The sequence below is a fragment of the Pseudomonas caspiana genome (assembly GCF_002158995.1).
In the GTDB taxonomy this organism is placed as follows: domain Bacteria; phylum Pseudomonadota; class Gammaproteobacteria; order Pseudomonadales; family Pseudomonadaceae; genus Aquipseudomonas; species Aquipseudomonas caspiana.
On sequence record NZ_LOHF01000006.1, the window covers coordinates 112,214 to 125,537 of the forward strand.

A 13,324-nucleotide genomic window follows, 5' to 3' on the forward strand; every position below is an offset into this window, starting at 1 on the left:
AACGGTTTGTCTGACCATCCGCTATCGCTGGCCTCGTAACCTCGGTGAGCTCCTACAGGATTGGACCTGCTATAAATTACACCTAACAGAAAACGATTACGCATAACGTAATTTGAGTTTGCAGGCCGGTCAAGCTATAAAGCAGCCTCCTCAGACCGGCGTAGCCTCCCCGAAATGACCGCAACGACTGCAGACACCGAAAGCCCCGCAGGCGGGCGCCAACAGAAGGTTCAAGCCGCTGAAGTGGGCATGGGCATCCTCAAGGCGCTGGCTGAACTGGCGCCGTCCACCTCGCTGTCAAAACTCGCCGAACATGTGTCGATGCCAGCCAGCAAGGTGCACCGTTATTTGCAGGCGCTGATTGCCAGTGGGTTTGCCGAGCAGGATTCGGTGACCAACCATTACGCACTGGGTCGTGAGGCGCTGTATGTGGGCCTGGCGGCGGTGGGTCATCTGGATGTATTGAAAATCACCGCGCCACATTTGGCTGCGTTGCGCGATGAACTGAGTGAAACGTGCTTTCTCGCGGTGTGGGGTAACAAGGGACCGACCGTGGTGTACGTCGAACCATCCAGTGGTGCGGTGACGCTGGTGACTCAGGTCGGTTCCGTACTGCCGTTGCTGAGTTCATCTACCGGCCTGGTGTTTGACAGCTTCCTCACCCAGAGCGAAACAGCCCAACTACGTGATCAGGAGTCGGCGCCTTTAAACGCGGCGCAATTGCGTGAGATCGAGCAACACGTAAAAGATATACGCAGCAGTGGCGTACATCAGATCCGCGGGCTGTTGATGGCGGGTGTGAATGCGGTGTCATCGCCGATTTTCAGCGTCGGCAACAAGCTTGCCGGGGTGATCACCATGGTTGGTTCGGCATCGGTATTTACCGATGAGCGTCAGGCCCAAGCAGCGCAGCAGTTGCGGGCGACAGCGCGGATGGTGAGCGCGCGTATGGGTGGGGATGTGACGATATTTGAGGGTTGATGCATTCCTTTATTTGATCGGGGTTCTAACTGGGGGAGCAATGTTTGCCTGGAATTGGGTTTACACACCATCGCGAGCAAGCTCTGCTCCCACAAGTAGAACGCATTAACACTTTTCTTGAATTGACAGTGCGGCCCTGTGGGAGCAGAGCTTGCTCGCGATGACTTGGTAACTCAATGCGAGACAAGCAAAGCTTCCACAGTTAAAACGCAATCCAGCTCTGCTTCCGAGCCAGCCCTACTCCACCGCCAATACTCCACGCTTGATCTGGTCGCGCTCGATTGATTCAAACAGCGCCTTGAAGTTGCCCTCGCCGAACCCGTCGTCCCCCTTGCGCTGGATGAACTCGAAAAACACCGGGCCCATCAGGGTTTCGGAGAATATCTGCAGTAATAGACGCCGCTCGCCTCCATCAGAAGAGCCGTCCAGCAAGATACCGCGGCTTTTCAGTTCGGCCTCCGGTTCGCCGTGGTTGGGCAAGCGGCCTTCGAGCATTTCGTAATAGGTTTCCGGTGGGGCAGTCATGAACCGCATGCCGATGGCTTTCAGCGCATCCCAGCTCTTGATCAGATCGTCGGTAAAGAACGCCACATGCTGGATGCCCTCGCCATTGAACTTCATCAGAAACTCTTCGATCTGCCCTGCCCCTTTGGACGACTCCTCGTTCAACGGAATGCGGATCATGCCGTCCGGCGCGGTCATGGCCTTGGAAGTCAGACCGGTGTATTCGCCCTTGATATCGAAGTAGCGAATCTCACGAAAGTTGAACAGCTTCTCGTAGAAATTCGCCCAATACGCCATCCGCCCGCGATAGACGTTATGGGTCAGGTGATCGATAAACTTCAGGCCTGCGCCCACCGGGTGGCGATCCACGCCTTCGATGAAGTTGAAATCGATGTCATAAATCGAAGTGCCCTCACCAAAACGGTCGATCAGGTAGAGCGGCGCACCGCCAATGCCTTTGATGGCTGGCAGGCGCAACTCCATTGGACCGGTGGCGATTTCAACGGGTTGAGCACCGAGATCAAGCGCTCTCTGATAAGCGAGGTGGGAATCCTTGACCCGGAACGCCATGCCGCACACCGACGGGCCGTGCTCGGCAGCGAAATATGAAGCCGGACTGTTGGGCTCGTTGTTGAGGATGATGTTGATATCGCCCTGACGATACAGCACTACGTCTTTAGAACGGTGCACCGCGACTTTGGTAAAGCCCATGATCTGGAACACAGGCTCAAGGGTATTGGGCGTCGGCGAAGCGAACTCAATGAATTCAAAGCCCATCAGGCCCATTGGGTTCTCATATAAATCGGCGTGTAAATCAGCCATGGTCTGGCTCCTTGCAGGAAAGTGGATTAGCGGATGGTCGCGATCACCTTCCTGCGGGCGGTGCACAGGGGATTCCTCGTACGCTGCGAGCGAGGAAATCACCAAAGATCAGTTGCAAGCCAAGAATTTTCATAAGAACCAGACTACTCCGGCTTGTCCGGTTGCGCATCGGGATGCGCAACCTGAAATGCCCAATGGTCCATCGCCAGTTTTTCAACCCGCAAGATGCGGGGGTAACGCATCAAGTCAACATTGAAACGGCGGGCGGCGTAAATCTGCGGCAGCAAGTACACATCGGCCATGCTCGGCAAGACCTCGTCAAAGCAATAGCCCTGATCGCCGATCATCTGCTCCACAGCCGTGAAACCTTCGCCAATCCAGTGGCCAATCCACTGATTGACCTCATCCTCGCCATGGCCCAGGCCCAGGCCACGTAAGCGATTGAGCACCGAAACGTTGTGCAACGGATGAATATCGCAGGCGATCAACGAGGCAACCGCCCTCTGTGCAGCGCGAAGTTCAAGCTGTGGCGACAACAACGGCGTATCAGGATAGCGGTCTTCAAGGTATTCGATGATTGCCGTGGATTGGGTAACGACCAGACGGTCATCCACTCGTAATGCTGGAACCCGGCTCTGCGGGTTTATAGCCCGGTATTCAGGTTTGAGATGCTCACCGCCGTCGCGGATCAGGTTGACCGGGATCGCGGTGTAATCCAGGCCCTTCAACGCCAGAGCAATGCGCACCCGGTAACTGGAGGTCGAGCGGTAGTAGGTGAAGAGATCCAGGGACTGAGTCATTTTTATTATTCTGATAGTGGACCGGCCGGGCGGCGTTCCGTTTTAGCCGGGAGAGGTCGGCGGCTTCAACACGCCACCTGCACCCCAAGCAATTTACGTAAACGACTTACGCAATACGTAAACTGCGTGATTGGCGAGCCGCTGTCAATCGCGTCTCAGACTAAAGGGCGAGTCGAAAGCATGGACAGATCCGTCTGGAACCCCTAATGATGCAAGTTGCCTGATGTGCCAGAGCTGCCCCGATAAAAACAACACAGGGTCACGACGGATCATGAACATTCTCTACGACGAACGTGTCGATGGCGTGCTGCCGGTTGTCGACAAACAACAACTGCTGGCAGAGCTGCAACGCCAATTACCGGACCTGGACATCCTCCACCGTCCGGAAGAACTGCGTCCGTATGAGTGCGACGGGCTGTCGGCCTATCGCACCACGCCGATGCTGGTGGCCCTGCCCCGGCACCTTGAAGAAGTCCAGACCCTGTTGAAAGTCTGCCACCAGCGCCACGTTCCAGTGGTTGCGCGGGGTGCCGGCACGGGTCTGTCGGGCGGTGCATTGCCGCTGGAAACAGGCGTGTTGTTAGTGATGGCGCGCTTCAACAAGATCCTCGAGATTGATCCTGCTGCGCGTCTTGCTCGTGTGCAGCCTGGCGTGCGTAACCTGGCTATTTCTCAGGCGGCGGCACCCCATGAACTGTATTACGCACCCGACCCTTCCTCGCAGATCGCCTGCTCTATCGGGGGCAACGTTGCTGAAAATGCGGGTGGCGTGCATTGCCTGAAGTACGGCCTGACCGTGCATAACCTGCTCAAAGTTGAAATCCTCACCGTCGAAGGTGAACGCCTGACACTGGGGTCAGAGGCGCTCGATTCACCGGGCTTTGACCTGTTGGCCCTGTTCACAGGCTCCGAAGGCATGCTCGGCATCATTACTGAAGTCACGGTCAAGCTGCTACCCAAGCCCCAGGTCGCAAAAGTGCTGCTGGCGGCATTCGACTCGGTGGAAAAAGCCGGGCGCGCCGTGGGTGACATTATTGCAGCGGGGATCATTCCTGGCGGTCTGGAGATGATGGACAACCTGGCGATCCGTGCCGCCGAAGACTTCATTCACGCGGGTTATCCCGTGGACGCCGAAGCGATTCTGCTCTGTGAACTGGACGGGGTCGAAGCCGACGTTCATGACGACTGCGAACGGGTTCGAGACGTGCTGACCAAAGCCGGGGCGACGGAGCTTCGCCAGGCCAAAGACGAAGCCGAACGCGTGCGCTTCTGGGCGGGTCGCAAAAACGCATTTCCGGCGGTCGGCAGACTCTCGCCGGATTACTACTGCATGGACGGCACCATCCCCAGGCGGGAACTGCCCGGAGTGCTGCAAGGTATTTCAGCCTTGTCTGAAGAGTATGGCCTGCGGGTCGCAAACGTATTCCATGCCGGCGACGGCAACATGCACCCACTGATTCTGTTCGATGCCAACCAGCCCGGCGAGCTGGAGCGCGCCGAGGCGCTAGGCGGCAAAATTCTTGAACTCTGCGTCAAGGTCGGCGGCAGCATCACCGGTGAACACGGGGTGGGCCGCGAGAAAATCAATCAGATGTGCGCCCAGTTCAACAGTGACGAGCTGACGTTGTTTCACGCAGTCAAAGCCGCCTTTGATCCCGGCGGCATGCTTAATCCCGGCAAGAACATCCCGACGCTGCATCGCTGTGCCGAATTCGGCGCGATGCATGTGCACATGGGCAAGCTGCCCTTCCCTGATCTGGAGCGCTTCTGATGATCGCTGATCCGCTTCTTCATCAGCCTGATGACGACGCCAGCGCGGTGCTGCTGGAGCAAGTCAATCACGCGCTGCAAACCATGACGCCGCTGCGTATTCAGGGTGGCAATAGCAAATCTTTCCTCGGGCGTGAAGTGGCCGGAGAAATACTCGACACCCGCGCGCACCGGGGCATCGTCAGCTATGACCCGACCGAGCTGGTTATTACTGCCCGCGCAGGTACCCCGCTGCAAGAGCTGTGTGCGGCGCTGGATGCTGCCGGGCAGATGCTGCCCTGCGAACCGCCGCATTTTGGTGAAGCGACGGTGGGCGGCATGATCGCCGCAGGACTGTCCGGCCCCAGACGCCCTTGGGCCGGTTCGGTACGCGATTACGTGCTTGGGACGCGCGTCATCACGGGTCTGGGCAAGCACCTGCGCTTTGGCGGCGAAGTCATGAAAAACGTCGCCGGTTACGACCTGTCGCGATTAATGGCGGGTAGTTTTGGTTGCCTGGGAGTACTCACCGAAGTCTCCCTGAAGGTCCTGCCCAAACCCCGGTTGTGCGCCAGCGTCGCCCTGGAAATGGACAGTGCCCGCGCCTTGGCACGTCTTGCCGAATGGGGGCAGCAGCCCTTGCCAATCAGTGCGGCAAGCTTTGAAAACGGTCTGCTGCGCCTGCGTCTGGAAGGCGGTGAAGGCTCGGTGGCGGCCGCCCATGAGCGGCTTGGCGGGGAGCGTATCGACCCGAGCTATTGGCAGGAACTGAACGAACATCAGCTGGATTTTTTCACCAGTGGTTCACCGCTGTGGCGCTTGTCCCTGCCCAACAACACTGGCGTGCTGGATCTTCCAGGCGAGCAACTGATCGATTGGGGCGGTGCGCAACGCTGGCTGAAATCCGATGCGGATAGCGCAGCGATTCGCGCCACTGTCAGCGCGGCTGGCGGCCATGCGATCTGTTACAGCCATGGTTTGCAAGACAATCCGTTCCAACCGCTGCCAGCGCTGTTGCTGCGCTACCACCGCCAGCTCAAGGCTCAACTCGATCCCCACGGAGTGTTCAATCCGGGGCGGATGTACGCGGAGATCTGACCATGCAAACCACCCTGAGCGAACACGCCCGGCAACTGCCTCGGGCCGAAGAAGCCGAAAGCATTTTGCGCAGCTGCGTGCACTGCGGATTCTGCAACGCGACTTGCCCGACGTATCAACTACTGGGCGATGAACTGGACGGCCCTCGCGGGCGCATTTATCTGATCAAGCAGGTGCTGGAAGGCAACGAAGTCACCGAAAAAACCCAGCTGCATCTGGACCGTTGCCTGTCGTGCCGCAATTGCGAAACCACCTGCCCTTCAGGCGTCGATTATCACAACCTGCTGGACATCGGCCGCGCCGTGGTGGACGCCGCCGTGCCGCGTTCACTGGGGCAACGGGTCCTGCGTGAAGGCTTGCGCAACGTGTTGCCCAACGCAGCCGTGTTCAAATCGCTGACCCAACTGGGCACCACGTTCCGACCGCTGATGCCAGACAGTTTGAAAGCAAAGCTGCCCGCGAACATTGTTCAGCCCAGGACGCGTCCCGCAGTGCGGCATTCACGCAAGGTCTTGTTACTCGAAGGCTGCGTGCAACCCGGTCTGTCCCCCAATACCAACGCAGCCACCGCGCGCGTGCTGGATCATCTAGGCATCAGTGTCATACCCATCGCACAAGCGGGGTGCTGCGGCGCATTGGACTACCATCTGAATGCTCAGGAGGAAGGCCTTGATCGCGCCAGACGCAACATTGATGCGTGGTGGCCAGCCATCGAGGACGGCGCACTGGCCATCGTCCAGACGGCCAGCGGTTGTGGGGCTTTCGTCAAGGATTACGGGCATCTGCTTAGTCATGACCCGGCGTATGCCGCCAAGGCTCAAAGAGTCAGCGCGCTGGCAAGGGACCTTGTGGAAGTGTTACGCGACGAATCGCTGGAAAGCCTCGGTATCCGCAGTGATCTACGTCTGGCCTTTCATTGCCCCTGCACGTTGCAACACGCGCAAAAACTCGGCGGTGCGGTCGAGGGTGTATTGTTGCGCCTGGGCTTCAATCTCACGGCCGTTCCCGATAGCCATCTCTGCTGTGGTTCGGCCGGAACTTACTCAATCACGCAACCGGTGCTGTCCCGCCAGTTGCGCGATCAAAAAATGAACGCGCTGGAAAGCGGCAAACCGGATGTCATCGCCACTGCGAACATTGGCTGTCAGGTTCATCTGTCGGGCACCGGGCGGACCCCGGTAAGGCACTGGATCGAACTGATAGAAGACGCTTTGCAGACTACGATTTAACACTTCCTTTAAAACAACTGTCCGGAGTAAACGATGAAAACCAAAGCTGTTTTGACTCAGACCGAAGTGACCCAGATTCTTGCTGCCGCTCGCCAGGATGCCACCAACAATAACTGGCCCGTGTCCATCGCTGTGGTTGATGACGGGGGCCATTTGCTGGGCTTCGAGCGTCTCGACGGCGCCTCGCCCATCAGCAGTTACATCGGCATCGAAAAAGCTCGTACCGCCGCGTTAGGCCGTCGGGAGTCGAAAAGCTACGAAGAGTCGGTTAACGGTGGACGCACCGCATTCCTTTCGGCGCCATTGCTAACCTCACTGGAAGGCGGCGTGCCAGTGATTGTCGATGGTCAGGTGATTGGTGCAGTCGGTGTGTCAGGTGTTCAGGCAGCGCAGGACGCGCAAGTGGCAAAAGCCGGGGTCGCTGCGGTGAATGCGGGGTAAGCATCGCTTATCGCGAGCCAGCCGTCTGTGGGAGCAGAGCTTGCTCGCGATGAAGGCGACCGGGTTCAACTGACAGACCGCGGCGTCTGCATCGCGAGCAAGCTCGGCTCCTACAGATATTTTGAGCAGGCTTTAGAAATAGACAGTTCTGGAGTTTGCCCTGTCGTAATTACAATCTCAAAAACGACATGCATAGATATCCCATTAATAATGTCTATGCGAAGGATTCCCATTCGCTATAATGCTGTCGTTTAGCCTTTAATTACCCGCCTAAACGTCCCTTAACGATCAGCAGGATTGCGCATGTCTATCCCCTCTTTCCCACTCAAGTCGGCAGTGAACTCCGTTTGGCTGCCTATATGCCTGATGGCCAGCTTTTCCTCTGCAGCCGTATATGCGCAGACAGCAGTAGAGATTCCATCACAGGAAACGCAGTCGGCCGAAAAAGGCGCGAGTCAAGGCGCCACGATGGAGCTGGAGGAAACTGCAATCTCTGCGAGTGCCGACGCCTCAAAAGACGGCTTGGTGCCAGAATTCGAAGGCGGACAAGTTGCTCGTGGAGGCCGCGTCGGCATTCTGGGCAACAAAGATTACATGGAGACACCCTTCACCTCCACGTCCTACACCAATCAGCTTATTCAGGATCAACAGGCGCATAGCGTCGCAGACATCCTGCAGAATGATCCTTCAGTCCGGATTGCTCGTGGTTTTGGCAACTTCCAGGAGCTTTACATGGTGCGGGGCTTCCCGCTGTATTCCGATGACATTTCCTACAATGGACTTTATGGGCTGCTGCCTCGGCAGTACGTGGCGTCGGAGTTTATCGAGCGCGTAGAGGTTTTTCGGGGGGCTAACGCTTTCCTCAATGGTGCGGCTCCGGGAGGAACAGGAATCGGCGGTGCAATCAATATCCTGCCTAAGCGCGCGCCAGCCGATCCCCTGACCCGACTCACCGTAGGGGCGGAAAACAATGGTTTTGGTACCGTAGCAGCAGATGTCGCTCGCCGCTTCGGCGAAGAAGACCGCTTCGGCGTTCGCCTGAACGTTGCCAAGCGTGATGGTGAGACCTCGGTGGAAGATCAGGATCGTACCCTTGATATGTTCGCGCTGGGGCTTGATTACCAAGGCGATCGGCTGCGTCTATCTGCCGATGTCGGCCATCAGTATCACTTCATCGACAACCCGCTGCCGAGCGTCACCCCTATCGGGGGGGTACCGAGTGCGCCGGACGCAGATAAAAACTACGGCCAGTCCTGGACATACTCCAAAGAGAAGCAGACGTTCGGGACTTTCCGCGCGGAATACGATCTTTCAGATGCCGTCACCGCTTGGGCAGCCGCTGGCATGCGTAAGGGCGAAGAAAAGAACTCTCTCGCCAACCCTTCCTCAAGCGCTTCCGGGGTGACCTCTGCAACTCGCTTCGACAACTACCGTGAGGAAACCGTCACCACAGGTGAGGTAGGCATGCGGTTCAGCTTGCAGACCGGCCCGGTATCTCATCAATGGGTCGTTTCTGGGTCCATGTACGATACTAAGGATAAAAACGCATGGGCAGGTAACTTCTCTGACTCTATTACCGGTGATCTTTACAATCCCTCTGACGCTGCCAGGCCGGAGAACGTAACCTTTAGCGGCTCGATGTCAGACCCCAACATCACGGCACGTACGCACACGCAAAGCCTCGCAATTGCTGACACCCTGGGGTTCTTCGAAGACAAGCTGCAGGTCACTTTGGGAGCCCGCCGCCAAGGACTCGATACTACCGGGTATGACGGCAATACCGGGGCTCGAAACTCGCAGTACAAGCAATATGAAACAACGCCAGTTGCTGGCATCGTTTATCAGTTGAACAGTCAATTCTCGGTTTACGCTAACTACATCGAGGGCTTGACCAAAGGCGATACCGCCGGTGCCACGACTACACTGCCCGATGGCTCTACTGCGCCGGTTCTCAACGAAGGCCAGTCGCTTGCCCCCTACGTTGCCAAGCAGAGTGAAATCGGCTTGAAGTATGACGGCGGGGCCTTAGGCGGTAGCGTTGCGGTATTCCAGACGAAGAAGCCAGTCGGTATTGTCGAAAATCAGGTATTCAAGGAAGGCGGCGAGCAACGCAATCGCGGCATCGAGCTCTCGCTCTTTGGTGAGCCAGCGCAAGGCGTTCGTCTATTGGGCGGTTTGACCCTGCTGGACGCAGAGTTGAGCAAGACTCAGAACGGAACAAATGATGGCAACGAACCGATTGGTGTGCCGAAGACCCAAGCCAATATTGGTGGCGAATGGGATGTGCCTGGGCTCAATGGTCTGACACTGACCAGCCGTGTTATCTACACCAGCAGCCAGTACGTCAATGAGGCCAACAACCTTGAGATTCCTTCTTGGACTCGCCTGGATCTCGGCGCCCGCTATGGCTTCAAGGTTGAGCAGAAAGATGTGACCTTGCGAGCGCGCGTGGATAACGTTACCGGTCGTGACTACTGGGCGTCCACTGGCGGGTATCCGGGCTCCAACTACCTTGTCCTTGGTGCACCACGTACGCTCTCGGTCAGCGCGTCAGTCGACTTTTAAACGGAAAAGAGCAGGTTGGTAGTGAGCAAGGCGGGAGTTACGACTCCCGCTTTTTTGTGGGCGATCAAATGCCACGGATTTAGCAGGTCCAGGCATACACTGGCTTCTTGCGTCGATATAAAAACTAATCTGACGTTTTGACACACTTTAATCCAAACGCGGCCTGAATCAGGCTGTCCATCGGAAGCTGCGCTCAGACGCTGCGCGACTTCAAATGCCAGAGCTGAATTCGCGCCTACAACAAGAGCCCACGACCAGCCCGCTGCTCTCGTGTAAGCTCACAGACTGTTGGTTTAACCCCACGAGAGGCTTATGCGGTCCAACTTCCGTCGTTCCAACCTTGCCGCCCTGCGCGGGTTTACCCTGCCTGGCGATGCAATCACGATTCTGCCTTCTGCTGCCGATTACCGCCGTTGCCTGCTGGAGAAGATCGCTGCGGCTACCCGCCGGATCTACATCATCGCCCTGTATCTGCAGCAGGACGAAGCTGGCCAGGAGATCCTCGACGCGCTGTATGCCGCCAAGGCTGCCAGACCAGAGCTGGATGTGGTGGTGCTGGTCGACTGGTTCAGGGCCCAGCGCGGCCTGATTGGCGCCGGACGGCAATTGGGTAATGCCGCCTGGTATCAGGCTCAGCACCTGGAATACGACCAGGAAGTGCCGGTGTATGGCGTGCCGGTGCAAACGCGTGAGTTGTTCGGCGTCTTGCATTTGAAAGGCAGCGTGATCGATGACTGCGTGATCTACAGCGGCGCCAGTATCAACAACGTCTATCTGCACAAGCTCGACAAGTACCGTCTCGATCGCTACCACGTACTGGACAGTAAAGATCTGGCCGACTCGTTTCAGGACATGGTGCAGCGCGAAATACTGCCGTCTCACGCGGTTCATCGCCTGGACCTGCCGTCGCCACCCACTTCGCGCAGCTTGCGCAGTGAAATCCGGACCTTCCGCAATCACCTCAAGCGTGCAACGTACGACACCCATCAGGGCGACAGTGAAAACGGCGAGATGCGCGTTATTCCGCTACTGGGCGTCGGCCCGCGCAACGCCCTGAACCGCACGATTGTCGAGTTGATCGCAACAGCAAAACACCGCCTGACTATTTGCACGCCCTATTTCAACGTACCGTTGTCGATCAAGCGCGAAATCAACCGAGCCCTCAAGCGTGGTGTGAAGGTCGACATCATCATTGGCGACAAGACCGCCAATGACTTTTTCATACCGGCCGAGGAGCCGTTCAAGGTTATTTCCGCCCTGCCCTATCTGTACGAGATCAGCCTGCGCCGGTTCGCCCAGAAGCACCAGAACGCAATCACTCGCCACAAGTTGAACCTGCATTTGTGGAAGGATGGCGATAACACGTTCCACCTCAAGGGCATGTGGATTGATGATCGCTACACCCTGCTGACGGGCAACAATCTGAACCCGCGAGCGTTTAATCTGGATCTGGAAAACGGTCTGTTGATCGATGATCCCAAGAGCCAGTGGATTGCGCCAAGGGAAGCGGAAGTCGAGCAATTGATGCGCAATACGCAGCGGGTCGGCAAATACGATGAACTGGACACGTTGACCGATTACCCCTCTGCCGTGCGAACCTTCCTGCGCCGTGTCAGCCGGGTTCGTGCCGAGCGCCTGCTGTATCGCATTCTCTGATCGTGATCGGGTGCAGCAAAACCGACAACAGGACCCAACAGGTCGATCAGACTCGTACGCGCATTTTCCCGGCGGCGAAACGTAAACACCAGGTGCCGCCTAGAGACCATCATGCCCTCCACTAACATGAACACCACTGCGACCGACATGGGCGACCCCGTCAAGGCGCTGTATCGCAAAATCACCTGGAAGCTGATTCCGTTCCTGTGTTTCTGCTACCTGGCCGCGTACCTGGACCGGATCAACGTCGGCTTCGCCAAACTGCAGATGCTCGATCAACTGCACTTCAGTGAAACCGCATTCGGCCTGGGTGCGGGGCTGTTCTTCGTGGGCTACATCCTGTTCGAGGTGCCCAGCAACCTGGTGTTGGAAAAGGTCGGCGCGCGGCTCTGGATTGCCCGGATCATGATCACTTGGGGCCTGCTTTCGGCCTGCACCATGCTGGTCACCACACCGATGCAATTCTACGTTTTGCGCTTCTTGCTGGGCGCAGCTGAAGCCGGTTTTCTACCCGGTGTCCTGTTTTACCTGACGACCTGGTTCCCCACTTATCGACGTGGGCGCGTCATTGCCCTGTTCATGATCGGCCTACCGTTGTCGAGCGTGATTGGAGCACCGTTGTCCGGCTGGATCATGAGTCACTTCGATCAGACTGCCGGGCTGCGCGGCTGGCAGTGGTTGTTTATCCTGGAAGCAATCCCGAGCGTGCTGTTGGGCCTGTTGACGTTGTGGGCGCTGCCAAACAACCACCACGAAGCCAAGTGGATGAACGCGCAAGAAAGGACCTTGCTGGAAAGCGAGCTGCGTCTGGATGAAGCCGGTGGTAAAGACAGCAAGCAAAGCTTCCGCGACGGCTTCTTCAACCTGAAGGTCTGGATGCTCGGCGGTATCGACTTTTCGATCCTGCTCAGCGCTTATGCCATGGGCTTCTGGATGCCGACTTTCATTCGCAATGCGGGTGTGGTCGACACCTTCCATATTGGCGTACTGACCGCCCTGCCAAGTATTGCGGCACTGCTCGGCATGTTGCTGATCGGGGCCAGCTCAGACCGTCATCGCGAACGGCGCTGGCACATCATCGTGCCCTTTCTGATTGGCTCGGTGGCGATGGCCAGCAGTACCTTTTTCACCCACGATCTGGTGGCGACGGTGGCGCTGTTTGCCATCGCTTCAGCGGCGATCATCGGTGCGGTGCCGGTATTCTTCAGCCTGCCTGCAACTTTCCTTACAGGTCGCGCCGCCGCCACCGGCTTCGCACTGGCGTGCTCGCTGGCGAACATTGCCGGGCTTGTCAGCAACTCGCTGATGGGCATGGCCATCGACATCACCGGAAGCAGCGCCGGGGCCATGTGGTTCTTCGCCGGATGCCTGATCCTGAGCAGCTTCCTGGTGATTGCACTGCCCGCGAAACTGGTGAATCGCTGAGGCCGTTGATTTGGGATGGTATCGCCCTGTGGGAGCGGTGCTTGCCCGCGATAA

Annotated in this window: 10 protein-coding genes; 8 read left to right on the forward strand and 2 right to left on the reverse strand. The window is 57.6% G+C overall.

Annotation, left to right across the window (positions count from 1 at the left end; translation table 11 throughout):
* Positions 1 to 174: 174 nt before the first annotated feature.
* The gene (locus AUC60_RS09810; RefSeq protein ID WP_087266220.1) at positions 175 to 981 is read left to right on the forward strand and encodes an IclR family transcriptional regulator; all 807 of its coding nucleotides are present in this window, start codon (positions 175 to 177) and stop codon (positions 979 to 981) included.
* A 237-nt stretch (positions 982 to 1,218) separates the two neighbouring features.
* Here AUC60_RS09810 and hppD read toward each other — a convergent pair whose 3' ends face one another.
* Positions 1,219 to 2,307 (reverse strand): 4-hydroxyphenylpyruvate dioxygenase, encoded by a 1,089-nt coding sequence (hppD, locus tag AUC60_RS09815; RefSeq protein ID WP_087266222.1) that lies wholly within the window; start codon positions 2,305 to 2,307, stop codon positions 1,219 to 1,221.
* A gap of 143 nt (positions 2,308 to 2,450) precedes the next feature.
* Positions 2,451 to 3,095: a maleylacetoacetate isomerase gene (gene maiA / locus AUC60_RS09820; RefSeq protein ID WP_087266400.1), complete on the reverse strand. Its 645-nt coding sequence runs from the start codon at positions 3,093 to 3,095 to the stop codon at positions 2,451 to 2,453.
* A 283-nt stretch (positions 3,096 to 3,378) separates the two neighbouring features.
* On the opposite strand from maiA, the gene glcD reads away from it, so the two are divergent.
* From glcD to AUC60_RS09855, 7 genes are all read left to right on the forward strand, one after another.
* Complete coding sequence (gene glcD, locus AUC60_RS09825) at positions 3,379 to 4,878, forward strand: glycolate oxidase subunit GlcD (protein WP_087266224.1); 1,500 nt, start codon at positions 3,379 to 3,381, stop codon at positions 4,876 to 4,878.
* On the forward strand, positions 4,878 to 5,954 hold the full coding sequence (glcE, locus tag AUC60_RS09830; protein ID WP_087266226.1) for a glycolate oxidase subunit GlcE: 1,077 nt from the start codon (positions 4,878 to 4,880) through the stop codon (positions 5,952 to 5,954). Before glcD ends, glcE begins: the two co-directional genes overlap by 1 nt.
* A 2-nt stretch (positions 5,955 to 5,956) precedes the next feature.
* Positions 5,957 to 7,183 carry a glycolate oxidase subunit GlcF gene (gene glcF / locus AUC60_RS09835; protein ID WP_087266228.1) on the forward strand — a complete coding sequence of 409 codons (1,227 nt, stop codon included), beginning with the start codon at positions 5,957 to 5,959 and terminating at the stop codon, positions 7,181 to 7,183.
* Between the two features lie 33 nt (positions 7,184 to 7,216).
* On the forward strand, positions 7,217 to 7,624 hold the full coding sequence (locus AUC60_RS09840) for a heme-binding protein (protein ID WP_087266230.1): 408 nt from the start codon (positions 7,217 to 7,219) through the stop codon (positions 7,622 to 7,624).
* A gap of 303 nt (positions 7,625 to 7,927) precedes the next feature.
* Positions 7,928 to 10,189 (forward strand): TonB-dependent receptor, encoded by a 2,262-nt coding sequence (locus AUC60_RS09845; RefSeq protein ID WP_087266232.1) that lies wholly within the window; start codon positions 7,928 to 7,930, stop codon positions 10,187 to 10,189.
* A gap of 312 nt (positions 10,190 to 10,501) precedes the next feature.
* A complete protein-coding gene (gene pssA / locus AUC60_RS09850) occupies positions 10,502 to 11,845 on the forward strand; it encodes a CDP-diacylglycerol--serine O-phosphatidyltransferase (protein WP_087266233.1) in 1,344 nt (447 codons plus the stop codon).
* 111 nt (positions 11,846 to 11,956) lie between these two features.
* Entirely contained in the window at positions 11,957 to 13,270 is a 1,314-nt protein-coding gene (locus tag AUC60_RS09855) for an MFS transporter (protein WP_087266235.1), read from the forward strand.
* Positions 13,271 to 13,324: the final 54 nt, after the last annotated feature.

Coding starts and splice junctions, on each gene's coding strand:
- AUC60_RS09810 (WP_087266220.1), top strand. CDS start 175: ATGACCGCAACGACTGCAGACACCGAAAGCCCCGCAGGCGGGCGCCAA.
- hppD (WP_087266222.1), bottom strand. CDS start 2,307: ATGGCTGATTTACACGCCGATTTATATGAGAACCCAATGGGCCTGATG.
- glcD (WP_087266224.1), top strand. CDS start 3,379: ATGAACATTCTCTACGACGAACGTGTCGATGGCGTGCTGCCGGTTGTC.
- glcE (WP_087266226.1), top strand. CDS start 4,878: ATGATCGCTGATCCGCTTCTTCATCAGCCTGATGACGACGCCAGCGCG.
- glcF (WP_087266228.1), top strand. CDS start 5,957: ATGCAAACCACCCTGAGCGAACACGCCCGGCAACTGCCTCGGGCCGAA.
- AUC60_RS09840 (WP_087266230.1), top strand. CDS start 7,217: ATGAAAACCAAAGCTGTTTTGACTCAGACCGAAGTGACCCAGATTCTT.
- AUC60_RS09845 (WP_087266232.1), top strand. CDS start 7,928: ATGTCTATCCCCTCTTTCCCACTCAAGTCGGCAGTGAACTCCGTTTGG.
- pssA (WP_087266233.1), top strand. CDS start 10,502: ATGCGGTCCAACTTCCGTCGTTCCAACCTTGCCGCCCTGCGCGGGTTT.
- AUC60_RS09855 (WP_087266235.1), top strand. CDS start 11,957: ATGCCCTCCACTAACATGAACACCACTGCGACCGACATGGGCGACCCC.